24 protein-coding genes and 2 pseudogenes are annotated in these 26,808 nt (G+C 44.7%); 16 read left to right on the top strand and 10 right to left on the bottom strand.

What is annotated here, in order from left to right; translation table 11 throughout:
• Positions 1-176: 176 nt before the first annotated feature.
• Together LAY41_RS01940 and LAY41_RS01935 are read right to left on the bottom strand one after the other, a co-directional pair.
• Positions 177-1,295: an aromatic ring-hydroxylating oxygenase subunit alpha gene (locus tag LAY41_RS01940; RefSeq protein WP_249093506.1), complete on the bottom strand. Its 1,119-nt coding sequence runs from the start codon at positions 1,293-1,295 to the stop codon at positions 177-179.
• 160 nt (positions 1,296-1,455) lie between these two features.
• Entirely contained in the window at positions 1,456-2,127 is a 672-nt protein-coding gene (locus tag LAY41_RS01935) for a Uma2 family endonuclease (RefSeq protein ID WP_249093504.1), read from the bottom strand.
• Positions 2,128-2,377: 250 nt separating this feature from the next.
• On the opposite strand from LAY41_RS01935, the gene LAY41_RS01930 reads away from it, so the two are divergent.
• The 3 genes from LAY41_RS01930 (at position 2,378) to LAY41_RS01920 (ending at position 5,171) form a co-directional block, all read left to right on the top strand.
• Positions 2,378-3,430 (top strand): mevalonate kinase family protein, encoded by a 1,053-nt coding sequence (locus tag LAY41_RS01930; RefSeq protein WP_249093502.1) that lies wholly within the window; start codon positions 2,378-2,380, stop codon positions 3,428-3,430.
• 135 nt (positions 3,431-3,565) lie between these two features.
• Complete coding sequence (locus LAY41_RS01925) at positions 3,566-4,456, top strand: sugar phosphate nucleotidyltransferase (RefSeq protein ID WP_249093500.1); 891 nt, start codon at positions 3,566-3,568, stop codon at positions 4,454-4,456.
• Between the two features lie 4 nt (positions 4,457-4,460).
• A complete protein-coding gene (locus LAY41_RS01920; RefSeq protein ID WP_338022915.1) occupies positions 4,461-5,171 on the top strand; it encodes a Uma2 family endonuclease in 711 nt (236 codons plus the stop codon).
• Between the two features lie 4 nt (positions 5,172-5,175).
• Here LAY41_RS01920 and LAY41_RS01915 read toward each other — a convergent pair whose 3' ends face one another.
• Positions 5,176-5,691: a DUF29 domain-containing protein gene (locus tag LAY41_RS01915; protein WP_249093497.1), complete on the bottom strand. Its 516-nt coding sequence runs from the start codon at positions 5,689-5,691 to the stop codon at positions 5,176-5,178.
• A 302-nt stretch (positions 5,692-5,993) separates the two neighbouring features.
• Between LAY41_RS01915 and LAY41_RS01910 the strand changes: the two genes are divergently transcribed.
• A complete protein-coding gene (locus tag LAY41_RS01910; RefSeq protein WP_249093495.1) occupies positions 5,994-6,533 on the top strand; it encodes a Dps family protein in 540 nt (179 codons plus the stop codon).
• A gap of 174 nt (positions 6,534-6,707) precedes the next feature.
• On the opposite strand, the gene LAY41_RS01905 is transcribed toward LAY41_RS01910, so the two are convergent.
• The 3 genes and pseudogenes from LAY41_RS01905 to LAY41_RS32735 form a co-directional block, all read right to left on the bottom strand.
• Complete coding sequence (locus LAY41_RS01905; RefSeq protein ID WP_249093492.1) at positions 6,708-7,715, bottom strand: tetratricopeptide repeat protein; 1,008 nt, start codon at positions 7,713-7,715, stop codon at positions 6,708-6,710.
• Between the two features lie 272 nt (positions 7,716-7,987).
• A pseudogene (locus LAY41_RS01900) lies at positions 7,988-8,302 on the bottom strand (sugar transferase); the annotation flags it as partial.
• 36 nt (positions 8,303-8,338) lie between these two features.
• Positions 8,339-8,527, bottom strand: a pseudogene (locus tag LAY41_RS32735) (transposase); the annotation flags it as partial.
• Between the two features lie 13 nt (positions 8,528-8,540).
• On the opposite strand from LAY41_RS32735, the gene LAY41_RS01890 reads away from it, so the two are divergent.
• The 12 genes from LAY41_RS01890 (at position 8,541) to LAY41_RS01835 (ending at position 20,291) form a co-directional block, all read left to right on the top strand.
• Complete coding sequence (locus tag LAY41_RS01890) at positions 8,541-9,212, top strand: GNVR domain-containing protein (RefSeq protein WP_249093489.1); 672 nt, start codon at positions 8,541-8,543, stop codon at positions 9,210-9,212.
• Positions 9,190-9,594, top strand: coding sequence for a tyrosine-protein kinase family protein (locus LAY41_RS01885; protein ID WP_249093487.1), 405 nt, complete (start codon positions 9,190-9,192; stop codon positions 9,592-9,594). Before LAY41_RS01890 ends, LAY41_RS01885 begins: the two co-directional genes overlap by 23 nt.
• A 24-nt stretch (positions 9,595-9,618) precedes the next feature.
• On the top strand, positions 9,619-10,995 hold the full coding sequence (locus LAY41_RS01880) for a GH39 family glycosyl hydrolase (protein ID WP_249093485.1): 1,377 nt from the start codon (positions 9,619-9,621) through the stop codon (positions 10,993-10,995).
• Positions 10,996-11,455: 460 nt separating this feature from the next.
• Positions 11,456-12,082, top strand: coding sequence for an acyltransferase (locus tag LAY41_RS01875; protein WP_249093482.1), 627 nt, complete (start codon positions 11,456-11,458; stop codon positions 12,080-12,082).
• Positions 12,083-12,300: 218 nt separating this feature from the next.
• Positions 12,301-14,061, top strand: coding sequence for an alpha/beta hydrolase (locus tag LAY41_RS01870; RefSeq protein WP_249093480.1), 1,761 nt, complete (start codon positions 12,301-12,303; stop codon positions 14,059-14,061).
• A 134-nt stretch (positions 14,062-14,195) separates the two neighbouring features.
• Complete coding sequence (locus tag LAY41_RS01865) at positions 14,196-14,912, top strand: Uma2 family endonuclease (RefSeq protein WP_249093478.1); 717 nt, start codon at positions 14,196-14,198, stop codon at positions 14,910-14,912.
• Positions 14,913-15,025: 113 nt separating this feature from the next.
• Entirely contained in the window at positions 15,026-15,700 is a 675-nt protein-coding gene (locus LAY41_RS01860) for a Uma2 family endonuclease (protein WP_249093476.1), read from the top strand.
• Between the two features lie 334 nt (positions 15,701-16,034).
• Entirely contained in the window at positions 16,035-16,376 is a 342-nt protein-coding gene (locus tag LAY41_RS01855) for a hypothetical protein (protein ID WP_249065446.1), read from the top strand.
• 2 nt (positions 16,377-16,378) lie between these two features.
• The gene (locus LAY41_RS01850) at positions 16,379-16,570 is read left to right on the top strand and encodes a hypothetical protein (protein WP_249065447.1); all 192 of its coding nucleotides are present in this window, start codon (positions 16,379-16,381) and stop codon (positions 16,568-16,570) included.
• Positions 16,571-16,669: 99 nt separating this feature from the next.
• On the top strand, positions 16,670-17,236 hold the full coding sequence (locus LAY41_RS01845) for a hypothetical protein (protein WP_249093474.1): 567 nt from the start codon (positions 16,670-16,672) through the stop codon (positions 17,234-17,236).
• Between the two features lie 50 nt (positions 17,237-17,286).
• Complete coding sequence (locus LAY41_RS01840) at positions 17,287-19,194, top strand: Swt1 family HEPN domain-containing protein (RefSeq protein ID WP_249093472.1); 1,908 nt, start codon at positions 17,287-17,289, stop codon at positions 19,192-19,194.
• A 164-nt stretch (positions 19,195-19,358) separates the two neighbouring features.
• Positions 19,359-20,291, top strand: coding sequence for a hypothetical protein (locus tag LAY41_RS01835; RefSeq protein ID WP_249093470.1), 933 nt, complete (start codon positions 19,359-19,361; stop codon positions 20,289-20,291).
• Between the two features lie 51 nt (positions 20,292-20,342).
• Here LAY41_RS01835 and LAY41_RS01830 read toward each other — a convergent pair whose 3' ends face one another.
• The 4 genes from LAY41_RS01830 to LAY41_RS01815 form a co-directional block, all read right to left on the bottom strand.
• Complete coding sequence (locus tag LAY41_RS01830) at positions 20,343-20,888, bottom strand: type II toxin-antitoxin system VapC family toxin (protein WP_249093468.1); 546 nt, start codon at positions 20,886-20,888, stop codon at positions 20,343-20,345.
• The gene (locus tag LAY41_RS01825) at positions 20,881-21,270 is read right to left on the bottom strand and encodes an STAS-like domain-containing protein (protein ID WP_249065452.1); all 390 of its coding nucleotides are present in this window, start codon (positions 21,268-21,270) and stop codon (positions 20,881-20,883) included. The genes LAY41_RS01830 and LAY41_RS01825 overlap by 8 nt, the downstream gene beginning before the upstream one ends.
• A gap of 526 nt (positions 21,271-21,796) precedes the next feature.
• Positions 21,797-23,899: a M3 family metallopeptidase gene (locus LAY41_RS01820; protein WP_249093467.1), complete on the bottom strand. Its 2,103-nt coding sequence runs from the start codon at positions 23,897-23,899 to the stop codon at positions 21,797-21,799.
• Positions 23,900-24,198: 299 nt separating this feature from the next.
• The gene (locus tag LAY41_RS01815) at positions 24,199-26,457 is read right to left on the bottom strand and encodes a PAS domain S-box protein (RefSeq protein ID WP_249093465.1); all 2,259 of its coding nucleotides are present in this window, start codon (positions 26,455-26,457) and stop codon (positions 24,199-24,201) included.
• Between the last annotated feature and the right edge of the window lie 351 nt (positions 26,458-26,808).

Genomic DNA, 26,808 nt, shown 5'->3' with positions numbered 1-26,808 from the left:
GAAGGAGTACAGTTACCAAAGAGGCACGTGATGGAATCTGCCTGCGATGCCCCCAAAACCTATTAGGGACTAGGAAAGTCAAAAGTCAAAAGTCAAAAAAAGGTTTCTTCCCCTCTTTCCCTCTTTCCCTCTTCCCTCTTCCCCTCTTCCCTAGCCCCTAGCCCCTAGCCCCTGTTCTAGTGTTCGATCGCTTTGAGATATTCTCGATCGAATTCAGCCAGTAGGCTTTCAGCGCTGGAATAGGGACTTGGAGTATAAGCGCGGGAGGAAACGCCTGTCTGCATCAATTCGCACACTTGCCAGTCTTGTCGGTTGGTAATATCCCAAAATTCCACTGCGTCCCTTGAATTAAAGCTTGGTTGTTTCATGGCATCCGGGTCAAATAACCATTCACAGATAATCTGAGTTCGGTTGGGACTTTGCGGCCAAAGTCGGTGAACCATCACATAATCGGGATGAAGACTCAGCAGCATATTTGGGAAAATCGAATAATAATAAACTCGCTGCAAATCTTCGCCGCTGACATTTCCCAAAGGTAGACTGCACCAGTTACCGCTCAGAGTCATGCTACCCCCAATTTGGTTGATTTTCATAAACCCACCCAGGAAGAGGCCGGAAATCAAATCGTTTTCGCCACTGCGATAGGGAGACATTTTCGCCAGGACGGGGTGAAGCGACGGACAATGATAGCACTCGCAGTAATTTTGGCAAATGAGCTTCCAGTTAGCTTGGATATCGTAGATAATGCGATCGCTCACCCGCAATCTCGGTAACTGCCACTGGGCAAACTTGTCGAGGATCGGCCCAAAAGCGGTGGCAAACGGTTCGGGAGACTCTGCGAGGTTCAGGAAAAGAAAACCTGACCAGGTTGCCACAGAAACCCTATGCAGCGGATAATCTTGCTGGTTAAAGTCATCTAATTCATTCATTAACGGTGCAACTTCAAGCTGCCCATCCAAGCCATAAGCCCAGGCGTGATAAGGACACAGGATTTTGCCGTTGAAATTACCTTGTGCTTCGGTACAAAGACGAGTGCCGCGATGGCGACATATATTGTAGAACGATCGCACTTCCCCATTGCGATCGCGCACAACGATAATACTCTCCTGCCCAACTTGCTGGATAAAATAATCACCAGGGTTGGGAATTTGCTCTACCCGCCCGATACATAGCCAGCGCGAGTAGAAGATGCGATCGATCTCTTCAAGAAAGATCGCCGCACAAGTGTAGTATTTACCTGGCAGGGTCTTTGCGCCCTTGATGAAAGTTGACGCCGTTTTGCGAAATTGAGTCATAACATTATCCCACCGAGACATTTGCTAGGATAAGCAAAATCCAAGCCAACTCAGCTAGGCTGCTGGAACGATCGTTAAAGTATCGGCAAAAAAACAAAAAACTTGCTATCATCAGGTAACTCTTAGTGTTGCAGTTATTTTAAGAGGCGATCGATCGCCATTATTCTCGCTTCTTCAACTCTTCGATAAAAGCTTGATGTTCTGGTGTCGTTAACCCTATCTGTAAGGCGGATTGAACCTCAGCCAAATTCCCAGCTAATAAAGCCGGAACAGACAACCCTAAACCAGGAAAAACTTCACTTCTAATTATTACTGTTTCATCTGCTACCAAAGCAATATATTGTCCTTCTCTGAAGCGAAACCAATCAACTTTTCGATCGTAAACTTGCCAAACTAAATATTCTTGTACTTGGTTGCGACGGTAAACTCTTAATTTATCTCGCAAGTCATAAGAAGCACTACTTGCTGCTATTTCAGCAATGAATTCAGTAGCACCTTGAACATAACCATCTTCGCTAATCGTTGACTGTCCGCCAACTTCAATTCGCAACAGTGCATCGGGTTGTGGTTCGTTATCTGGATCGAGGCGTACTGTGGTGTTGTCAGCTAGCGTAACCCCAGGCGTAGCAACCCAGTAAGTACCCAGCCAAGTCATAATGCTAGCGTGAGGTCTGCCGTGAATAACTCGGACTGGCGATCCCATATAAACAACTCCTTCGATTAATTCAGCTTTTTTCAGATGAGGCATTGCTTCGTAGCGTTGCTCAAATTCAGCGCGAGTGAGACAATCGCCATTTTCCAGAGGCAAGATTTTTGGCATTGTTACTGTCATAGTGCGACCTCTAAGTTTATATTTTTATTGTGGCATAGTGAAGTGAAGCATCTGGTGTAAATTATAAGCGCTTACGCACAGGCTTCGCCAACGCTACCGTTCTCCAATAGACCTCTCCAGAAATTAAAGGTGCGTTACCTGTAACCCTTGTAGAGACGTTGCATGCAACGTCTCTACATTCTTTTTTGGAGAGGTCTAATGACATCATAGAACGCAAGTTGGTATCAGATCGACAAATGACTAACGACAAATGACTAATGACTCCGAATGGCTAAATTTATTTGTTCCCGGACGACTTTGCCTGTTTGGCGAACATTCCGACTGGGCTGGCTCAATTAGTCGCTTTGCAGCTACACCGGGCTACTGCATTGCTGTTGGTACAAATCAGGGAATTTACGCCCGCGTCCGCAAACGAGATGGAATTATAATAGTTAGCTCTCATCTTCCTAATGTAGAACCGCTTTGTATTCCTCCAGACTCCGCAGAACTTCTTTTATTAGCACAAACTGACGGTTTTTGGAGCTATGTTGCGGGTACTTTGCACGAAGTTTTGCAAAGCTACTCAATTCCAGGATTAGAAATAAAGTGCGATCGCATGAATTTGCCACTCAAAAAGGGTCTATCTTCATCAGCAGCAGTTTGCGTTTTAGTGGCTAGGGCGTGCAATGAGTTATATAAGTTGGGTCTTGACAAACGCGACGAAATGGAATTAGCTTACCGTGGCGAAACCCTTACCCCTTCGCGCTGCGGTCGCATGGATCAAATTTGTGCCTACGGTCAAGTGCCAACGTTTCTCACCTTCGATGGTGAAGATTTAGCAATAGAAACGATTCCTTTGGGTAGCGCGTTTTACTATTTAATTGTGGATTTACACGGAAACAAAGACACCGTTACGATCTTGCGCGATTTGAATAACCAATTTACTAACACAGAAGGTGCGATCGCCGCAGGAATTCGTCGCGCCCTTGGCCCTTTAAACCAACAAATAGTTTACCAAGCTCGTGAAGCGTTAATTTCTGGAGATGTACGCCGAGTCGGTGAGTTAATGGTGGAAGCGCAGGAGATATTCGATCGCCTCGTCGCACCCGCCTGTCCCTCCCAATTGCGATCGCCCAACCTACACCGCCTACTTGAGTACCCCCCTCTGCAAGAGTTAATCTGGGGTGGCAAAGGCGTAGGTTCCCAAGGGGACGGAACAGCGCAACTGCTTATTCGTGGGCCAGAACAACGGCTGCTTGCTAAAGCGATCGTCGAAAACGATTTGGGTTTGCCGTGCTTGAGTTTAACGCTCAAACCGTCCTAGTGCCGCTACGCGGAAGTCAAATGACGACTGACCACTGACGACTGACAACTGACAACTGACGACTGACCACTGACAACTGACGACTGACCACTGACGACTGACCACTGACAACTGACGACTGACCAATAACAAAAAATGAAACCAACACGCGCTGTTATACCGTTAGCTGGTCTTGCTTCCCGCCTCTACCCGGCCACAAAAGTTATCCCCAAGGCTTTATTGCCAGTTCCGGGACAAGATGGTTCCCTGCGTCCGGCAGTAGATTGGATTGTGCGGGAAGCTTTAGCTGGAGGTGTAGATGAAGTAGTGCTAATCGTATCTCCCCGCGACGGTGAATTAATTCGCAGATACTTCGACGAACCGCCAGCAGGTATTCTGGAAGGCGTTTCTGGCCAACGGATTTTTGATGCTTGGAACGAGCTTAAACCGCTTTCGGAACACTTGCGCTATGTCTATCAGCTAGAAGCAAGGGGTTTTGGCGATGCAGTGCTTCAATGTCGGGAAGTTGTGGGTGACGAGCCTTTTGTATTACTTTTGGGCGATCATCTTTACAAGTCTAGCTCCACCGTTCCTTGCGTGCGTCAGGTACTCGATATTGGAGCCCAATTCGGCAAAGGTGTGTTGGGTGTCACTAGGCGCGACGAAAGCGAGATCGGCCAACTAGGTGTGGTGGGAGTCCGTATAATGCCCGATCGATCTTCTGTTTTTGAGTTGACCGATATGCGCGAGAAACCTTCGCCAAGCTTGGCGCAAGCGACTCTCCGCATCCCCGGAAGTCACATGAGCGAATACTTCTGCATCTTCGGTATCTACTTGCTTCCAGGTCATTTTATGGAATACCTCCAAACTGTTAGGGAACAGCATCAGGGGGAACTGGATTTATCAGCTTCTCTGCGCCGCTGGATAAGCACAGATGGAGGTCTTGCTTATGAAGTGGAGGGCGATTTTTTGGATATCGGTACGCCCAGAAATTATTGCGATACGATCGCCCAATTGCACCAAGCCCGACCCGATTCGGTAGGATGAGCTTATGTTTACCCTCACTACAGCAGCTATGGTTAAAACACCTTCCCCAGGTTTGACAATTCCCTTCCTAGAAAATGGCGATCGCTTGAACCGTTACGAATTTGAGCGCCGCTACAATGCTATACCAAACCTGAAAAAAGCCGAACTGATCGAAGGAATTGTCTATATGCCCGCTGCACTGCGCTTTAAGAGCCACGGTCAACCCCACAGTTGGACGATCGTATGGCTAGGAACTTACGAAGCCATGACACCCGGCGTTGCTGTAGGAGATGCTCCAACTGTACGGCTCGATATCGACAATGAACCTCAACCAGATGTTGTTCTGCTCATACTTCCTGAAGCAGGCGGTCAAGCGCAACTGAGTGACGATGATTATGTCGAAGGCGCACCAGAGTTAATCGTTGAAATTGCGGCTAGCAGTGTCGCGATCGACCTTCATGCCAAAAAGCAAGCTTATCGCCGTAATGGTGTAAAGGAATATATTGTTTGGCAAGTCCTCGATCGCAAAATTAGCTGGCTGTATCTAGAAAAGGGTGAATATCTGGATTTACTCGCCGATTCCGATGGGATTGTGCGGAGTCGAGTCTTTCCGGGGTTGTGGTTAGCAGTTGCAGAGTTATTATCTGGGAATATGTCGGGCGTGTTGGCGGTTTTACAAGCGGGGGTACAATCTCCCGAACACGCCGCATTTGTCCAGAAATTAGCCAGCAAATAATCAGCTACTCCCAAAACTTCTCAGTTAGCAAGACATCGTTATCGCGGCTAAGCTGCCACGAATCGGGAAACTGGACATTAGGATAATCTTCGCGGACTTCAGCTAGAGCATCCTGCCATGCTTCATCGAACACTTCTGCGAAATACCGTTTCAAACTGGGAGATTGTTTGAGTGCAATTCTTAACTGGCGGCGTTGTTCTCGAATCGTGACTTCCCATCCCCGATTGTCAGATGTACTGTTGGCATAAAGCCGTTTGAGCAGATGCGCCAATAATATGCCTAGCCGACTTTCGATCTCTGCTCTATCTCTGCCCGCCAAGATTTCGATCTCCTCAATCAAATGTTGGACATCCAATCCATTAAAATCTCGCGCCTTAAGTCGCGCCAGCGTATCCTCCAGCCACAGATACTGGTCGCTAGAGTAAAGAGAACCTTTAGCTCCATTCTCTCCTTCGATGGCAAATTCAATTTCTGTCATGGATTTAATTGTGCGATCGCTATTCATAAATTCTAGAGCCAAAACTCAAGTAGGTGAGCGGACGCTATTCCTTAAGGTAAATATTTTACATAACTCTGTCTTTAGTTGGATGCCTTGCAGCAGATTTATTAACTACAAAATACATCTGTAGAACAGATTAAGTAGGTGGGCGTAAATAAACTGAACTCCCAGAAACCCGGTTTCTCAAAGAAACCGGGTTTCTAAGGGCCTGAAACTTTCTAAGGATTGACTAGATATAGATTTGAATTCTCTCATTTGGCTGATGAAGGAGCGGATATAAATTTGGTTTACTGGAAAAGTGTAAAACTAAGGAGTCTTAAAGGATGCGCCCGTTAAATATAGGTTTATCGCAAGAGCAACGTCAAGGTGTCATCGATTTGTTGAATCGCGACTTGTCCGATGCCTATCTCCTGTTGATCAAAACCAAGAAATACCACTGGGATGTAGTGGGGCCGCAATTCCGTTCGCTGCACCAAATGTGGGAAGAACATTACAACGCTTTGACGGTAAACATTGATGCGATGGCGGAGCGGGTTCGTACCTTGGGTGGCTACCCCATCGGTACTGCCGAAGGCTTCCTGAAATACGCCACTATCAAAGAAGATGCTGGATCTCTCCCCAATGCAGAGGGCATGGTAGAAAACCTAGTGGCAGATCACGAGCTGGTTATCCGCAATATGCGCGATCATATCGATCGATGCGGTGAAGATTTCCACGACCAAGGTACTGCCGATTTCCTGACTGGACTGATGGAGCAGCACGAGCAAATCGCTTGGATGTTGCGTTCGTTCATTGAAGGCGAACAAATTAAACCAGACGGTAAACTTTCGTCAGACCTCAAGGTTCCCGTCGAGATGAAATAATCAACCGATTTTAGATTTATGCCAGAAGGGACGATCCACGAATCATAAAAATCTAAAATCGGCATTCTTTAATCTAGAATTTGTTCGGTCAATTGAGCTTTGACCGCACCATAATCGTCAGATTTGGTGCGGTATTGCCTTCATTGGCGACAATATTTACTCCTGCTATGGTTGTCATTTTAGGTGCTGCAATTTGCTGATGTTATCGAGTGCCATTTGGTAATCATCAGTTATTCCTTGTTCTTCATAGAGTTGCGCCGCTTTCTGAAAATCGGCAATGATGGCGGGATAATCTTCAAAGGCGCAGCGGCATAAAGCCCGGTTATAGTAGGCATCGGCATAGTATGGATTGATGGCAATCGCTTTGTTATAATCTGCGATCGCTTCCTGGCAATCTGTCATTTCTGCCCAAAGAATACCTCGGTTGTTGTAGGCTTCGGCATAGTAGGGATTGATTTCAATCGCTTGGGAAAAATCTGCTCTAGCACCTGCTTGCTCTCCCAGTCGATAGCGTATAGTACCTCGGTTGTAGTAGGCTTGGGTATCGTTGGGATCGATCTCTATGACTTGGTTGTAATCTGCGATCGCACTTTCACGGTCTCCGAGTAGAGCTAGAACATTGCCGCGATTGTTATACGCGGAGGCATACTTGGGATTGATGCGAATCGCCTCATTGTAATCTGCGATCGCGTCTTGGGCACTCTTGGCGAGATTGCCCTGGTTTTGGCCTAAGTAATATAGGACAGCCCCCCTGCTGTTGTAAGCTACGGCATTATTCGGGTCTAGCTGAATTGCTCGGTTGTAATCTGCCAGTGCTATCTCATACTCTTGCAACCTCATGTTGGCAGCACCTCGGTTGTGATAAGCACCCGCATTATTCGGGTCGAGCTGAATTGCCCGGTTGTAATCTGCCAGTGCTGCCTCATAGTTTCCCAATCCCATGTTTGCAGCACCTCGATTGTGGTAGGCACCTGTATTGTTCGGGTCGAGTTCAATGGCCCGGTGGGAATCTGCCAATGCTGCTTCATAGTCTTCCAGCTGAACGCGGACAATGCACTGGATGCGGTCAGCACTAACACTGCAATCGTCCAAGCGAATTGCTTGAATGTCAATTGTTCCAGGCCGATCTTGTGGTTGATAATCCATGACTTGAGTGAAAATTGGTGTTTGAGCAGCTCTCAATTTTAGAGAACTCAGTGCGTTGCTCCTTCCGAGTATGCTAATTGAGGAGTTATTTCCACAGAGAGTTTTACCTTGGCAATTTTGTCAGTCAAGCTTTTGAGCATGGCTAATCACCCTGAGTACTTGAGATTAGTATGCCCTAAAGGTATCCTGTCTGAACGATTTATGCGATCGCGCGACAACCCGCTGCGTTGGCATTGGCCCATCGCAGCGGGTTGTCGCTAGTGTTTTCAATCACCAATTCCCAGAATAACCAGGCTTTGTGGAGCAACTTAATAAGCCCCAGCACGAGCGATAAGCACATAAATTGTTTTCAAAATAATGGCCAGGTCATACCAAGGAGTCCACAGAGTCTGGTAGCGCAGGTCGAGTTCGACCACAGCATCAAAATCCTTGACCGCTGACCGTCCGCTAACCTGCCATTCGCCGGTAAGTCCAGGCTTAACATCTAACCGTCTCCAGTGATGTTCGCTGTATTGGCTGACTTCATCTAAGGTGGGTGGGCGAGTTCCTACCAAGCTCATCTGCCCGATTAGGACATTCCAAAACTGGGGGAGTTCATCCAAGCTGGTTCGCCGTAATAAACGGCTCTTCCGTACTTAGGTTGATAAGTTTTATTGATATCAAGAGAAGGAAGCTAGTAATCGAGAACGCAAATTATCAAAATTAGTCATGCCATAACCCAATCGCATAATTCACTTAATTTTATTATTAATACCCTCCATCACACCGCTAGTGGTGCGACTAATAAAGTAATTACAAATTTCTGGTAAATGTGAGCGAATTGTGCGAGCCACTTTCGGATAAAGTTTAATTGGGCAACTGGTGCTGGCGGAGAGCGAAGCCGCAGCCCAGCGGCAACAGGCGGCTCAGCTACAGATCCAGATCGAAAAGCTCCGAACAACTTTAATCGCTATCCCTGCCAATCAGGGGCGGCTGATGGAATTGCAGCGGCAATACAATGTCGCCGAGGGGGTCTACAAAGGTTTGATTGCCCAAATAAAGCAGTCTAATATTGATGCCTTTGATGCTTATCCAAACGTACAGGTATTAGATGCTCCCACAGTTGACTCGAAGCCCTCCAGTCCCAAGAACTCTTTAGCGGTGCTTAATGCGCTCTTGGCATCTGTTATTGGTAGCGTTGCGTTGGTATTGTTGCTGGAGTCGCGCAATCCTCTGCTGAGTCCAAAAGACTTGCAGGCGATCGAATTCCCCATCGTGGTACGCATTCCCACAGCGAAGCATTTTGGGATGGGATTGCAATTGGCGATCGAAACAGAGGTCGAGTTTCAACAGCTGGCTTCAGCGATTAGCTTGCAGTCTTTCAAAGACAATCGTCTGTTGATTACCAGCGCTATTACAGGCGAAGGCAAGACGACTGTAACCTTGGGATTGGCTGCTGCTTTGGCCGATTTGGGCTTTCGGGTACTGGTGGTGGATGGGGATTTCCGGCGGGGGGGAACTAAGCCGACGCTTGGGGTACAACCTCTCTGCTGACTCACCCGGTCAACCAGTGCGGATACAGCCGAGTGTGGATTTGTTACCAACTGCGCCGAAACAGGGCAAAATTGCCGAGCTGGTGAGACGGGGGCGATTTGAGCAGAGTTTGGCTGCTGCCCAATCTAGCAGCGACTATGACTATGTTTTGGTTGACACTGCTCCCGTTAGTATGACCAGTGAAACGGCGCTGATGGCTGGCGTTATCCCCAGTGTGTTGTTTGTGGTTCGACCCGGTATCAGCAAGCGTAACTCTGTGAATGACAGCCTGGATCAACTGGCTCAGCACAATGCCCAATTGGTGGCTTTAGCCATCAATGGTATGGAAACTCCAGCCAGACCTTACTCCTATCGATCTAATGGTTCTTTAGTGGCATCGTGAGCTATGCGACGCAGAGATTTACTCATGCTGACGGGATCTAGCGCTGCGATCGCAACCCTGTTACAGGTGGCATACAAACAGGGTAGCCGGGGAGCAGCACAGGGGCGTCGGGCTGTCGAGTCTCCAATTCTCAGTTCCCAAGCTTCAATTACCAATCAGGTAATTGTGGATTGGGAAACGGAACAAGCTAAGACGACACCCTTCACGTTTGGCTCGAACGACTACGAAATCACTATTCCAGAAAAAGCAGCAGATACTGTCTACCAAAGTCATCTAGCTGAACTGGGTATTGGTTTAATTCGGATTTGTCATGCTGGATTATGCGATCGCTGGAGTGACCCAGCTACCAAAACCTGGGACAAAACCAAGATTAAAGCAGGCTACGATGCCTCTTATCCCCAACAACCTACCATCATCCAGAATATTCCCGGCTGGCCTCAGTGGATGAAACAAGATGGGGAGGGTTTGCTTGACCCCTCTGAGTACGATCGCTATGCTGCCTTTTGTGCCCAACTGGTAGAGATTCTCAACCAAAGCCAAAAGCGTCATGTTGTCTACTGGGAACCCTTCAACGAACAAGATGTCCGTTACGAAAAAGCTGGCAAACTCGACGAACTTTGGAAAATCTACAACACAGTGGCGACGGCGATGAAGGCTAAAGACCCCCAGATTAAGGTTGGCGGCCCAGCTTTGACTTGGGACGAACCGGGCAGACTCGGTGCTTTTCTGCAAGCCTGCGGGCCGAATGTAGAGTTTATTTCCTGGCATCGTTACGGCAGCGGCAATGCCAGCGACTCCACCGACACGCTGATGTCTTACACGCCGCAGTATGCAAATCAGGTAAATATTTTTCCGAAAGTAGCGACGCAACATATTCCAGACCGCAAAGTGCCTCTGCTGCTGGGCGAATATAACATCAATTATTCTTGGCAATCCGGCGAAAATCGCCAGAATACGCATATTGGAGCAGTCTGGTTTGCTTCGGTTCTGAAACATCTATCTGATGCCGGGATTGATATGGCGACTTCCTGGCATCTCAAGGATGGGATTTACGGGATGATCGACCCTAACAATAATCTCCGACCTGCTGCCACTGTGTTTGCCTGGGGTATTAAATACCTGACTGGTAGGGTGATGCGTACAGAAAGCGACAATCCCTTTGTGGAAGCAATGGCTGTCTTTCAGGAGGATAAAGGGCGATCGCTATTGCTGATCAATAAATCAGCCAATCCGATCGGACTGGCCCTTCAAGCAACGCCGGTTGGTTCTGAGTCTGATACTATACCGGCGTTTTATTTGGACGCCGATGGTGTTAAGAATGACACCCTAGCAACAGCAGAACTAAAACAGCAAGGGCTGATTTTAAATCCTTACTCACTCATTTTACTGCGTTTTGGATAATATCATGTCCTTAAGCATCAGTTACCTAAAAAACGCTTCTTCTTATTCTTATCTGCGTTCATCTGCGTACCCTGCGGTCAGCCGCTATCGCGTCTACATCTGTCTTCATCTGTGGGAAAAATTTAACCAACGATGACAACAAACAATTTGACGATCTCACTCATGTATAGCAACCGCTCTCGTCGGTTAGGGCAACTCCAACTCTTACTTCTTATCCAAATCCCTTACGCAGTAACCTTTTCCCTCTTCCCTCTTCCCTAGCAAGAGAGCCCCTAGCAAGAGAGCCCCTAGCTATACTAACGATGCAACCGGACAAGATATAAACTTTATAGCGTTGGTTCTCCCGTATGACCGATTGCAGATTTCAAATTTAAAGCAACTGCCTTGGCGGTTAAGACATTCTGAATGATTCTAAACCCTTCTGACCCTAGTCCGTAGCCCCTAGCTATACCAATGTCCAATGCAGAAGCTAAATCATCCATTCCTAAAAGTTCTAGCCGATCGCTATTTTGAGGTCAAGCGCCTGTATTACCAGTGGCGATACCCGAATGTAAAACTTGCCAAGGGGGTGATAATCAAAGATGCCTTCACAGTTAACGGTAGCGTCAGAGTGACGATCGGCCCAGGAACTCGCTTGATTAAAGGTGTCCTGATTTATGGTTCCGGTGAAGTCACAATCGGCAGCAACGTGCTGCTGAATGGGCCTTGGATTGGCTGCGAGCGATCGATTACGATTGAGGATGATTGCCTGATTTCTGATTGTGCCATTGCCGATAGCGATTATCACAACCTCGAACCGCACCTGCGTCACAGTCCCCCAGGCCCAAAAGTCTCAGGGCCGATCGTGATTGAGCGCAATGTGTGGATTGGAGCCAGAGCTACAGTGATGAAGGGGGTACGCATTGGACAAGATAGCGTGATAGGCTTGGGAAGTGTGATCCGCAAGTCTGTGCCCGCTGGTGTTGTTGCGATCGGCAACCCTCAGCAAATTGTCAAGCATTTCTACTCAGAAGAACAGTCAAAAACAAATAAACAAGAACCTGAGCAAATAACAGACGCCGAGAGCAGAATTTCAATTGCCCATTAACTAATTCGCAATTAGAGATAGTTCCATTGGCAATGGGTAAGTTGTTGCGCTTCAGCGCTCTTTTAGCGCTTTAGCCCAACAACAGGTACGTAGTTGCGCTTTAGCGCTCTTTTAGCGCTTTAGCCCAACAACATACCTGATATATAGCAAAACATTGATTACTGTTCGGGGATGCAGGTAAAATACGGCTGTTTCCAAATCTCTGCTCTGCAAAACAAATGGCAAGAACCACAAGTAATCTGATTGGGAATCGTCTTTTTCTAGATGTTTACAATATTTCTAAACGTAATAATTGGATCGGAATTGCCCTTGGTTCATTGGGATTTTGGTTATTTCCCACAATCTTAACCGCAATTCCTGCCTTTAGTGCCGAGCAAGTAGCTGTTTTTTACGGCCCTTTGGAGTTCTCCCTTTCCGTTGACGCTTTGGAAGCGTTCGCCAAGGAAGGCAAAATTAGCGAGGAACTTGCTCCCTATGCTGGAACTATTCCGCCAAAAGCTCAGGCTCAACTGCGTGAACTCCTGCAACAACGCTTTGAAGCCACTCCTACCCTGATCTCTCAATTTACAGGCGCAGCGGTGGGAGGAACTGTGTTGACGCGGATGGGGAAAATACTTCAAACTGAAACTGGCGAAAATGGCTCCACTGCTTTGCGTACCGCTTTAATTTCAGCAGCTGGCGATTCGCAAGGTTTGACTCTCCTAAATATACTACGCAAATTCCCCAACCGGGTTATCCGGGTTAACTTAAGCTTGGGACTCCAAATTACGGAACAGTTCGGAGAATTGAACAGAAATAAAGATGCGATCGTCAAGCTAATTGAACAACAAGCCGCAACTGAGGCGGCGACTGCTACTAAAGTCGATTTTTCCCAACAGTCAGATTTACGGCAACCTGGATCTTTTAAATGGTCACAACAAACGATAACGTTAAATGACACTTTGCGCGATCGCCCTCTAATCTTCGATCTTTATCTACCTCAAGCAGAAGATGGGGGAACTACTCAGCAGCCATCTCCCGTGATTGTAATTTCTCACGGTGCTGCTGGAAATCGTAACAGTTTTGCTTACTTAGCTCAACATTTAGCATCTTATGGTTTTGCAGTAGTTGTCCTCGAACACCCCGGCGATAGCACCAAACAATTTGAACAATTCTTTAGTGGGTTAAGCGGTTCGCCGCAACCAATAGAATTAGTTAACCGACCTTTAGAAGTGAAATTAGTCTTAGACGAACTTCAGCGTCGCGAACAATCGGAACCGGCACTTCAAGGTAAACTCAATCTACAACAGGTGGGGGTAATCGGTCAATCTGTTGGTGGCTACACAGCTTTAGGTTTAGCAGGGGCAAAGATTAATTATGCACAAGTGCAAAAAGATTGTAATAGCGACCAATTCTTGAATTTATCCCTGTTAGTTCAGTGCGAAGCTGCTAGGTTACCTATATCCAATTATTCTTTACAAGATGAACGGATTAAAGCAGTCTTGGCTATTAATCCTTTCACTAGCTCTATTTTCGGACAAACAGGTCTTAGTTCGCTAAAAGTTCCCGTTATGCTAGTTGCAAGTAGCGATGATATTTTCACGCCAGCAGTACCGGAGCAAATTCAACCTTTTACTTGGCTAAATACTCCAGAAAAGTATTTAGTTTTGATAGAAAAAGCAACTCATTTTACAACTATTGGAGGCAGTAGTTCGGAGAGGAGCGTACTGCCTATTCCTGCCGAGGTGCTAGGCCCAAATCCTTCTCTCGCTCGTCCTTATATCAATGCTTTGAGTACGGCTTTTTTTCAAAATTATCTGGCTAATAAATCAGAATATAGTTCTTATTTGAGTGCTGCTTACACTCAATCAATTAGTCAAGAACCGTTTAAACTGAGTCTTGTGCGATCGCTAACCGCAATTCAGATAAATCAGGCAATTGATAGCGTCACCCCAAAATCACCTTCCCAACCGCAACAAGCGCCTAATTCTCAACCTTGATTACTGAGAATATCGCCCTTTTCAGGTGAGTCAGGTACCCCAGAAACCCGCTTTCTCAGAGAAACGGGGTTTCTGGGGTACACTGAAGTGTACTTGAAGTTATCATAAAAATATTAAAGTAGGAGAAATCTATTATGTTAAAGTACAAACCGTTAGACTGTTTACCCCCAGCGGAAGCTCTACCCAACTCAGACGATACTCCTGTGGATAACGAACTGCAAGATTTAATTCCGCACCTGCTGAAATCTATATTAGCAATTGTCTGGGCAAACCGCTGGGATTGGTTCTTTGGTGTTGATATGGGGATTTACTATGATCCCAAAGAACCTGCCATAGTACCAGATGGATTTATCAGCTTAGGAGTAGAGCGGTTTTTTGATGAAGGACTTCGCTCTTCTTATGTACTTTGGGAAGAAAATTATATAGTGCCGATTTTAGTGCTAGAAGTCGTATCCCATAAACCAGGAGGGGAATATAAGCGGAAAAAAGGAATGTATGCCGAAATGGGAGTTTTGTACTATGCAATTTACAATCCCCTGCGTCGCCAAAAACCCCGTTTGGAAGTGCATCATTTAGTAAATGGTTCATATAATTTGCTGTCGGGAAATCCCATTTGGCTACCTGAAATTGGTTTGGGAATTGACAAAGAACGAGGAACATTTCAGGGAATCACGCGGGAATGGTTGTACTGGTACAACGAACAAGGACAAAGATTGCTGACACCGGAAGAACAACTAACCGAAGTACAACAGGTAGCTCAATTTGAGCTTCAACGCCGTCAAGAAGCGGAACGACGCGCCCAGAGGTTGGCAGAACAATTGCGAAATGCTGGAATAGAACCGGATTTCTAGGAAAGGCAAGTTGCTAGTTATTAATTTTCAGCCTGTAGGGTGCGTCAGAAGGCAGAATTTTGGTTCTTTTTCTGCTCGCTATCATAAAGCTATTAGTTTTGAGGAAATCCATCATGTTAAAGTACAAATCGTGGGAATACTTGCCCCCAGCCGAGGAGCTAGCCTACTCTGACGATACACCTGTCAATAACGAACTGCAAGATTTAATTCCCCACCTGCTAAAAACGATACTAGCTTTGGCGTGGGCAAACCGCTGGGATTGGTTCTTTGGAGTGGGTATGGGGATTTATTATGACCCGGAAGAATCTGCCATAGTGCCAGATGGTTTTCTCAGCTTAGGAGTAGAGCGGTTTATTGATGAAGGGCTCCGCTCTTCTTATGTACTTTGGGAAGAAAATGATATAGTCCCTATTTTAGTGCTAGAAGTCGTATCTCAGGTATCAGGCGAGGAATATATCACGAAGAAGGAAACCTATGTGGAAATGGGAGTTTTGTACTATGTAATTTACAATCTCCTGAGTCGCAGAAGACCACCCCTGGAAGTATATTGTTTAGTGAATGGTTCATATCATTTGCAGTCGGCAAATCCTGTTTGGCTAACAGAAATAGGTTTGGGAATTGGCAAAGAACGGGGAACTTTTCAAGGAATCACGCGAGAGTGGTTGTATTGGTATGACGAACAAGGACAAAGATTGCTGACACCGGAAGAACGCGCGGTGGAAGCGGAACGACGCGCTCAAAGGTTGACGGAACAATTGCGATCGCTTGGAATAGAACCGGATTTGTAATATTTGGCGATCGCCTAACGCTTGCGAACAGCTTCCTGTAGCGTAGCGATCGCACTGTCTTCTCATCACCTAACAAATTGGCGAAAACACTGTTTAATCATCGATCCAAAGGGGTATACTTAAACCAGCACTTTGAACTAGAGCGATCGATAACTAACCCTAAATCAAGGATAGGTCGCTTAATTTGTTTGCGTTTGGCCCAAAGCGATTAAATCTCAAAATGAATCTGTCTGCTTCCAGTCCGCCAGTTAAAAATGAAGAAAATCGCAGCTACACTAATACTTGGTTACTCTATTATTGATATTATGCTCTAAAGGTTCGATTTTAATTCACAATGCCTATACCATCCCAAATTTTAGCTCTCATTGACCGACTAAATCAAGAACTAGAGCAAACTGAACGAGATGCTACAGAGGGACTGAACTTAGTCAGACAAAGATTGTCCCGCTTTCCTGATAACGTTGTGCTTACTCAGTTTTTTGCTGCTCTGAGTAATATCCTGCTTTTTGTAGAAATATATAGAGGGAGAATTCAGAGTATTGTCGATCGCATCTCGCCAGAAAATGTCGCTAGTGAAATAATTCAGGAGGCGGGAGAAGATTTAGGAATAATCCTGGGGCGGGTATTGGAAGTTAAAATAAATGCGAATAGGCTCAAAACTCGTTTGGAGAACTGACAATGACACAACCATCAATGAGCGAACAGGAACTAGCCGAACTGACAGAACTGCTTGAACTTGCGAAAATAACCGAACAAAAAGCTAAAGAATTGTGCGACCTGACATTGGAAATAGACCAAAAATATGAAAAACGTTTGGCCGAGTTAAGAGTTGCTGAAAAATTGAAATTGAAAGTTGCGGGAATTTCGTAAGATGAAGGAATGGTGTAATATCACACTCCTAACTAATTACTGAGGTCTAACGACTAAGTGAGAAGTCCTGGGAAATTGATGAGTGCGATCGCCTAACACTTGCGAACAGCTTCCTGTAGGGTAGCGATCGCACTGTCTTCTCATCACCTAACAAATTGGCGAAAACACTGTTTAATTATTCATCCAAAGGGAGTAGACTTAAACCAATGGTTAAAGTCCTCACCTCTGCCAATTATGACTCAGCCCAATCTTCTGGAACTTGCCAAGCAGGGCGATGTGAATGCGATCGCAACCCTGATGAACCGCCAGTTGCAACCCAAAGGCATCACCGCCAAAGCTTCCATGAAAAATGATTGTCTGCAAATCATGTTGGAAGCGGCGCAAGTGCCACCGCAAGAAACTTTGGTTTCCCTGCTGCGTAAGTCGATACCGAGTTTAGGGGCTGAGTCGATTAAGCGCGTGAGAGTTTACGGAAAACAGGTAGGGGAAGAATTTCCGGCTTGGAATGAGGAATTTGAGGTAGAAGCGCAGAAGTTGCCGAATGGGGAAGAGTTGGCTAAACAGGGTGATGTGAATGCGATCGCAACTCTAATCGATCGGTGGTTAAACTCCCCAAGCAAATATCAATTATCATATTCTAACCGATTTGAAATTAGTAATCAATAAAATTGAATTGACTTATAAGGTTTTTCATTTGTATAAAAAGGAAAGGAAAAATGCCAACAAGCAATTATGAACGGATAGATAAAGGACTTAGATTGCTTCGAGAAGGTCTATTGCCTTTCGTTGAACAGAAAATGACAGAACACTACGGTAGCGATTGGTTAGGAAGCCCGGAAGTGGTGAGGATTCTTAGACAGAGACCAAGGAAGAGGAATCAAGATAAGACTCATCTGGATACTCAAGCATTGCTGAACATCATTTGGAACGATTGGAACAAAGTTTTTAGCCGCAGCCTTAATCAAGAGGAACGAAATTTAGTGAGCGAACTGCGTATGACTCGTAACAGAAAGGCTCACGACGAATCATTTAGTAATGACGATGCGTATAGAGCGCTCGACAGCATAGGGCGTTTTCTCACAGCCATTTCAGCGGAACAAGTTGCTGAAGTTGAACTAATGAAGCAAGAGGTGCTGCGCCAGAAGTTTGAGGAGGAATCAAATTTTGATGAAGCTACAGCTGAAGTATCTACCCAGGAAACTACAGAATCACCAATAGTCGCTATTCTAGTAAACAGCACAAATGAACCTATTAGTCAAGAAAAAGCTCAACCAGAATTGATTGAAATTTCTCAGACAGAAAATTCTATTTTAACAGATGAACAGGCTTTGCTAAATTCTATAACTAGCGACGAGCCAGAGGTAGAAGTAATAGCCACTAAAGAAATCCAACCTACTGCCTCTACTCCCACAGATAAGCCATTACCTCCACCTAATCCCCCTGTAGGGAAAAAGTTTAAGCAGTTAAAAATACTTACTATCTGCTCACTCTTAGCGCTGCCAGTTATAGGGCTAGTCATAAAATACGTTGAATTTTCTTTGAAACCTAAATTACAGAAAAGTTCACTGATAATTGGAACATTAGGTTCTCCAAAGTACCAAGTAGATTTAGCAGATTATCTACGAGATCAGTTGGCTCCTAGTGACTTTATTAAGTTCCTTTTAGGAAACAAGCTAAAAATTCTTATTGAAGGAGACAGAAAATTTTCTTACCAAGAAGCAAAAAACCGGATTGCACTTAAAGAGTGGGATATTGCTTTTACATCATCTCCAATGGTGTCCATAGCAGCTAAAGACAATGGCTATACTTTTGTAGCTCGGATGTTTCCTAAGAACCCTCCTTATTATTACTCAGGCATATTTGTCAAATCTGATAGCCCTATTCGTTCTCTGGATGATTTAAAAAGCACAACAGTTGTTGCTTTGGGAGATTTCAATTCTGCCTCCAGTTTCTATATGCCGACCTATGATTTGTTTGGTAAAACCCTAACGGTAGACATGGGGCATAGAGGGCAAGATATTGTAACAATGGTCAAAGAAGGTAAGGCTGACGTAGGGGCTGCCGCTATCGGAGATACAGTTAAAGAAAATGATACAGAAATACGGATTATCCATAAAAGTCGTGAGATTCCAGGATCAGGTGTTTATCTCTCATCAAAGCTTTCAAATTTAGAAATTGAAACACTAAAAAAAGTTCTTCTGAACGCTCCTACAGAAATTCAGGATAAAGCTAACTATGGGCCTGGTGATGAGCCTGATTACTCTCTTTTTATAGGCATTGCACGTAGAGCAGAGGAAGTTCTAAAATGCGCTGATTTTAAGCAAAATCCAGTAGAGTTTTTTTGTAATGATAGCCAATCAAGTCCGACAATTTCGATAGTCGGTCAAGTCAAAGGATGGGGGCGTCAAGATTCTATCGTTGATTGGCTGATGTTAGTAGGAGAAGATGGAAAGAGTTATCGTGTTGTTTTGCCTTTGCAGATACGCAACCAAATTCCTGGTGCTTCTAGTTTACTAGCTTTGCGTGGCAAAAATATAAAAATTACAGGTGTTGAGCCACAAAAAATAGCTGATGGAACTTTTGAGGTAATAATTACTCAACCAACTCAATTGACTGTCTTATAAAGAAATATATTTTGTCAAAATTGTACAAATATAGGTGTTGATTAAGATCAGTCGTTTATGGAAAATAGAAATAGTAAATTAGTAAACCTGGTTTCTTGAAGAAACCGGGTTTATGAGGCGAGTAAATTTACAGCGCTTTGCGCTGTATCATCATTCCCTCTACAATGACTAGCGGCGAATACAGCGGACAAATTGGCAGTCCCCTTACAGAATGGGTAAAGCAATACAACATAAACAACTCCGATGATTGGTTTGCAGAATGGGCGAAATACTTGGAAAAAGTCTGCAAAGTTCCTTATGATAATCAGAAACTTATTGGAGGAATGTATCCCAAATCTCATCGCTTCCAATCATTAGGACACGATCCCGTTTTGGGATTTCTTTTTGGTGTCCTTGATATTATGCGAGGAACCATCACTGGCTTTTCCTATAACACACTTACTGGTATGCACAATTTAGAGATTAAATTCGTGCCAAATAGCCAACCTGTCGGACTAATTGAAGCTATTTTAAAACATATCGGGCATTTAATTTCTGATGTTGCAACGCCGATGGGATTACCCGCGCCATTTATGACTTTAGTGCAAGGAATCAATGCTGGTAGCTTTGGCGAAAATAATCGAACTTTGGGAGAGTTATCGCGATGGATGTATTTGAATGGCTACGATTTTCGGCATTTTCTAGTATCGGGAATTACACCAGCGGTAATAGAAATCGTGCTGAGAGCTTATATAATGTTAAGGCACTATTCCGAACATGGGGAAACCAAATTTATTCTAAACGATCATCCCAAATATAGGTCAATGTTGCTGGTAGCGCATAGTATTGCTGCTTTGGGAAATGCAGGTAAAATTGCACTCATGCAAGGTAATCCGTTAGCTTTCAATTTAGCAGAATGGATGGCTTTGATTCGGTATCTTTTACCCAGCCTTAAGTATTGGGTGTTTGACGAACATCGCCTGCGCCTAGAACATATAGAGCGAATTAACGAAACTGGCTGGGATGAACTATTGCAAAATAGTGAAAAAATTGTCGAAATTATTGCTAAAACTCAATGTCCTTCAATCACTCTTGGACGCTTGCCAATTTTGTGTTAGAGTTAGACTAGAGAAAAATGCGATCGCACTCCCACCCCATTTTCAAAGCCATCATCTAAGTAACTGTGGATTATCCGTAATAATCGTCAAATCTTCACCTTGAAAATCAGCATCGTGCGTCACCAACTTCAGCCCTTTTGTCCGGCACAATTCAGCTAATATCTGGTCATTAAAATCCTTCTGTCCAGCAGCATAACCCGTCATTATTGGGATCAAATCCGCTGACTCAAAACCGCTCTCAGTTCGCTCAGACTTCTCTAGTATTCTCCGAGAGTATTTGGCAATTTGTTCGGCAACAGGTTTGAAGTCAGCACTATTCCTGAAAGCCTTAAAATTTTCTTGTTTTGTAGTTTCGGGCAAATTGTTGTAAACAAATCGAGAGTAGGCATTAATAAATTCAGAAAGCACAAGCACGTCGAGCAATATTCGACCTTTCGCACTGCGAATCCGCCTAAATGCCGAAGTATATGCTCTTCGGTATTGAGGATATCGATCGCCATGCGGCCCATAAATGTAAAGCCAAACATTTGCATCAAACAACACAGCATCAGCATTGCCAAATATATATTGATCGATGCTGTAGACTTGGTTACTCATAGTAATCACCGAAAGCTTCCCGTGCAGCTGCCTCAAATCTCTGCGGGTCTTTTAAATACTGCTTTGTCCAATAAATTGCGTCATCAATCATGTCCGCATCATCAGTATCTATATCAATTACGCTGAGTGATGTTTGAATTTGCTCTTCGGGAAACGTGGCGTACAAATGACCGATCGCATCGCTTAAGAAAGCAGGAGTGATATCCTCACCATTTTTAAACGAAAGAATCACATTTTTACCTTCTTTAAAAGCTGTTGCAATCAGTTCATAAACTTTCTGTCCGTCATCTGAGGCTATACACAAATTGTCTCCGATAACTTCCGTTACCACAATTTTGACGGTATTCTCGGTTTGGGGATGGGAGTAAATTAAGGAATTCATATTAAACTAGGGTGAATTGATTTTTAAGATAATTTTAGCAGAAAATTAGCGATCGCACTCACTGAGCCTACACAATCAGGAGAGTTTTTAAAGCAGTTCCCGCTGTAATGAAGTACATTTTAAGTAGGGGTGTAGGGGCGAAGCATTCCGGTAATTAACCTCTGCATATAACCAATAAGTTATTTGCCGGAATGCTTCGCCCTTACTTATGTACCTCATAACAGCGGTAACTCCTGTATATTTTAGACCGCGTAGGCGGTCTTTGTTTGTGTAGCCGCGACTTTAGTCGTTAGGCTACTAAAAAAAATAGCCTGCATAGAAAACCCCCCTTTCATCCTCCCGTCAACGGGGGAAAGAGGGGGGTATAGCCGCAGATTTAAATCTGATCCCAAATCCGCAACGATTACCCCCTTTATGTCTATAGGCTGTAGAGACGTTTCATGAAACGTCTCTACAATGTTTAGGCCAAAAATTAAAGGGGGTAATGAACCAGGATTTGGTATGACGGCATTATTCAAATAGCTAATTAAGCAGCAACCAAACCGTTATGCCTCAGCAAAGCTACAACACTCGGTTCCCTTCCTCGGAAAGCTTTAAACACTTCCATCGGGTGCAAACTACCACCAGAAGCTAACACCGTATCCCGGAATCGCAAACCAGTATTAGTTAAAGCTTTCTCATCCTCCAAACCTGCTTCTTCAAAAGCAGCAAAAGCATCTGCACTCAATACCTCCGCCCACTTGTAGCTGTAATAACCAGCTGCATAACCGCCAGCAAAGATATGCCCAAACGCACATAAGAAAGCGTCTTCTGGCAAAGGTGGCAAAATAGTAGTGGTTTTGGCAAGGCGGTTACGTACATCAGCGGGAGTTTCATCGCCACCAGGTTGATAGCGATGGTGCAATTCTATGTCAAGGCTGCTAAAGTGAACTTGCCGCAACGTTACACTGCCACTCATGTAATTGCGTGCAGCCAATAGCTTTTGATAATAATGTTCTGGCAGCGTTTCACCAGTTTCGTAATGCTTCGCCATGCCGAACAGTGTTTCCTGGTGATAGCACCAGTTTTCCATAAACTGGCTGGGCAATTCGACAGCATCCCACTCTATATTATTGATGCCTGATGCTCCCGGATAATCCACTTTGGTCAGCATATGTTGCAAGCCGTGACCGAATTCGTGGAACAATGTTTCCACTTCGCCAAAAGTCATTAGGCTAGGCTTATCATCTATCGGAGGAGTTTGGTTGCACACCAAATATGCTACTGGTAAGCGAGTAGTTGATGTGCCATTTTCGATGATTTTGGCGCGGACTATGCACTCATCCATCCAAGCACCGCCGCGTTTTTCGGCTGGACGACTGAAAGGATCTAAATAGAAGTAAGCTATTGGTGTACCAGTTTCATCAGCAATTTGAAAATAACGCACATCTTCATGCCACACTGGTGCAGTACCATCGGCTGCGGTGATAGTGACGCCAAACAACCTTTTTGCTAATGAGAACAACCCATCTAAAACTTGGGGTAAGGGGAAGTAAGGGCGCAATTCTTCTGCATTGAAGGCAAATTTTTCTTCCCGTTGGCGTTCTGACCAAAAGCTAACATCCCAGTGCTTCAAATCGCTACTTTCTTCAACACCTTTAGCAGCAGCAAATGCTTTCAATTCTTCCAAATCTTTTACAGCAGCATCGTAACTAACGCGGCGCAGTTCTTCTAGCAAACCTTCTACTGCTTCAACAGAAGGAGCCATTTTGCGGGCTAAGCTTAATTCAGCGTAACTGTTAAAGCCGAGCAGCGCTGCTTTTTCCTTACGTAATTGTAAGATGCGATCGATCGACGGTTTGTTATCCAATTCCCCACTAGAAGCGCGGCTGATGAAAGCTTTATACAGCTTTTCGCGCAAATCTCGACGGGTGCTATGCTGCATGAAAGGGCCATAACTGGGGAAATCTAAGGTGATCCGCCAAGGGCCATTCTCAGGGGTGGCGTTTTCTTCACCCGCAGCACGCGCCGATTGTGCTGCTAAACTCAGTAAGCTTGGGGGTAATCCGTCAACTTCCTCAAAGCTTGTCAGGGTAAGGCTAAAGGCTTTGGTGGCGTCGAGTACGTGGTTGGAAAATTTGGTGGAAAGTTCTGCCAGTTCCAGTTGAATGGCATTGAAACGCTCTTTCTGTTCGCCTGACAAACCGACGCCAGAAAGTTCTGCGTCTTTGATGGCTGCTTCCACAATGCGCTGTTGTGCTGGTTCTAGAGTATCCCAGCGATCGCTCTCACGCAATGCCTTAAAAGCGTCGTAGATAGGTTTGCTTTGGCTGAGCTTGTTGTAAAACTGCACCAGTTTTGGCTGCACAGTTTCGTGGGCTAGGCGCAGTTCGGGGCTATTCTTGACGCCCATCAAATGGCTCACCGCGCCCCAACTCCAGTTTAGGGGATCTTTCAGGCGATCTAGTGGCTCTACCAAACCGCTCCAAGTCGGCTCTAACTGAGCTGACAAGCTGTCCAGATCGGCGTCTAGTTTAGCCAGCAGGTGTTCAAAAGCAGGCACCACATACTCTGGCTTAATGGCTTCAAACGGGGGCAATCCTTTGCCAATTAGCAAAGGGTTCTCAGTAATAGTAGCGTTGTCACTCATTTGTAGTTTTTCGGCTCGGTATTCAAACAAGTTACTTAAAGTATTAGCAAGTCTTGGCAAATTTTAACATATATGTTACGATTTGGCTCCAAACAACCTTTCAACTGCTGACAAGATTGATTATAGCCAACTTCTAAATTATAAAACGCATTTGCTTTTATAATTACTAGGACGCTGTGGAAATTCCATCGCCAGCAAAAAGCGATCTTGGCTGTAGCCCAGATCTGATTTTATCCGATCGCACCCTTCGATCTGAGCGATATTTTTAAGTTGCCAAGGCGCTGCATTGTAATACAATTTTATTTTTTTGCTGGCGTTGCGGTGTTCTGATTTTGCTGTCGAATTGGAATCTTAATCACGAACTCCGTCCCCTGTTTTTCTTCGGAATTACACTCCAATTTACCGCCGTGTCTTTCCACAATAATTTGATAACTAATTGACAAACCCAGTCCTGTACCTTTACCCACTTGTTTTGTTGTAAAGAATGGGTCAAATATTCTTTGCTTCACTTCAGATCTTATACCAGGTCCGTTGTCAGAAATCTTGATGACCGCGTAATCCCTATCTATTACTTCGGTGTGAATGCTAATCTTACTAACATTCTTTTGCATCTCTTGGGATGAACACTCTTTGTGGTAATCATCCATAGCATCGATCGCATTGCTGAGAATATTCATGAATACTTGGTTCATCGGCCCTGGATAACACTCCACTTGAGGAAGATCGCCGTATTTTTTGACAACTTCAATATTAGGCTCTCCCGCCTTAAATTTGAGGCGATTTTGCAAAATCAGCAGCGTGCTATCAATACCTTCGTGTATGTTAACAGGTTTCATCTCTGCTTCGTCAAGGCGCGAGAAGTTCCGTAGCGACAGGACAATCTGACAAATGCGCTCAACACCCAGTTTCATTGAAGACAGTATTTTGGGTAAATCCTCAACCAGAAAATCGAGTTCAATGGCGTCCATTTTCTCTTGAATCTGCGCTCCTGGGTTAGGATAGTGTTGGTGGAATAGTTGTAGCAATTCTAACAATTCTTGAGTGTATTGATTGACATAATTGAGATTCCCGCTGATAAAGTTTACCGGGTTATTAATTTCGTGAGCCACCCCTGCTACCAGTAATCCCAAACTGGACATTTTTTCACTATGGACGAGTTGAGTGTGGGTGCGTTGCAATTCGTTTAAAGTTTCTTCCAGCCTAGTTGCTTGCTCTCTAGATCGAGTTTCCGATCGCCGCAATGCTTCCTCCGCCTGCTTGCGTTCGGTAATGTTCTGAGTCATTACCATGCCAGCAAAAATTTCGTCCCGATCGTTTCTTAGCGGCAAAACGTGAGTATCGTAGATATAGTCGCCCCAAGGCAATTCGCAGACAGTTGTTGTTCCTGCTAATGCGCCCCGATACATTGGCTCTATTATTTCACAGAACTCAGGCGATAAACTCTCCCAAATTATCTGACCTTCCAATAACTCTTTAGAAATTTCTCCTGCTCCTAAATCTGTACCTTCAACAAGGGTGTAGCGTAAGTCTCGATCGAACAAAAACACCGCGCCATTGGGTAAATTACGAGCAAGAGTGCGATATAATTCTTCGCTGTTTCGCAGTGCTTCTTCCACCAGTTTGCGTTCGGTAATGTCGGTTTGCACTCCGATGAAATGAGTCAATTTCCCAGTGCTAGAACGCACGGGGGAAATTGCCAAATCGTTCCAAAAAACGCTGCCATCCTTCCGATAGTTCTTGATAACAACCCGACATTCCCTTTCACTACTCAACGCTTGACGAATTTTCTCCGCAGCAGCTTCTTCCGTATCGTCACCCTGTAAAAATCGACAGTTACGCCCAAGCACTTCATCCCGCGAATAGCCTGTCATCGTTTCAAAGGCAGGATTGCAGTGAACGATCGGATTGTCCGGTTTGGTTGCATCAATAATCAGGATGCCGGAACCAGCCGCTTCCATAGCTCGACTGTACAGCCTCAGCATCTCTTCTGTCTTTCTGCGATCGCTAATGTCGCGCAGGGAAACGAGATAGGCTGTTTCTCCTTCCCATTCTGTTTCCACCACCCGCATTTCTGCCACAAGTTTTTCTTGGTTTTTGCGGATAACTTCCACTTGTGTTTGGACTACACAAATTCCCTGTGTAGCCGTTTCTCCAACTCCCGGAATAATTTCAGTGTCCATCTCGCAAACTATGCCTTCAACCACAAGGCATCCGAAGAATTCTTCACCTAAAATTTCCTCATCATCGCAATTGAAAAGAGATTGAGCGCATGGGTTTACAAAACAGATAATGCCTTTTTGGTTGACTATAACTATACCATCCGCACTCTTAGCGATCGCATTATGAAATCGGGCTTCGCTGGCTTGCAACTCTCGCTTTACTTTCTCCAGTTCTATTTGCATATCGTGCAGACTCCTCTCCTTAGAGCAAGAATAATCTATCTGTCCCAAAGTAGAACCCTCTCTATGTTTATAGGTTTTATATACTCGCAAGTAACTTTCTATGGATTTTTTATATAAATAACCTTGCGATTGTTGACTTTTTGTTTTGCTTGCCATTTTTTTTGGGGTTGCTATGGTTTTCAGGAATCATTTTTTTATTCTCGGATATAAATATGCTTTATTAGCTTTAATAAATAATGTCTTAACGATTTGGGCAAAAACAATTAGTGTATATTTATGTATTGTAAAAATTTAATAAAATTAACATTATAGGGTATTTAGATAAATTTGGCTCGAAAAAGTTCCATCTCCCAAAACTAAGCCCTATTACTATCTTAACTAAGAAAATGTGAAAAACTGGTGAAATTAAGCTACCCAAGGCAATCCAGCCAGCCTAGAGACTAACTTAGGCTTAAGCGCGGGGCAAGAAAAGCGTCTGGTGCAGCCAAATAAACCCGGTTTCTCACT

It is taken from the genome of Argonema galeatum A003/A1, from assembly GCF_023333595.1.
Classification (GTDB): Bacteria; Cyanobacteriota; Cyanobacteriia; order Cyanobacteriales; family Aerosakkonemataceae; genus Argonema; species Argonema galeatum.
This window is presented reverse-complemented; position numbering and strand designations above follow the sequence as displayed.